Genomic DNA, 225 nt, shown 5'->3' on the forward strand with positions numbered 1-225 from the left:
CGCTCGACGTGCTGAGCATTCCCCTGCTCGCGGCCGTCGCCTTCCTCCTCGGCCTCGGCGGACTCTTCTTCGACACGGCCGCCACGACCTACCTGCCGGACCTGCTCGGCCGCGACCCCGCACTGCTGGAGCGCGCCAACTCCCGCCTGCGCGGCACCCAGACCGCCGCGTCCGGCTTCGCCGGGCCGCCCGCGGGCAGCGCCCTGCTCGCGCTCGGGCGGGCGG

At 77.3% G+C, this 225-nt stretch carries 1 pseudogene; it reads left to right on the forward strand.

From position 1 onward, the window contains the following. A pseudogene (locus VR44_RS40760) lies at window positions 1-225 on the forward strand (MFS transporter); the annotation flags it as partial.

The organism is Streptomyces katrae (assembly GCF_000966975.1).
Taxonomy (GTDB): domain Bacteria; phylum Actinomycetota; class Actinomycetes; order Streptomycetales; family Streptomycetaceae; genus Streptomyces; species Streptomyces katrae.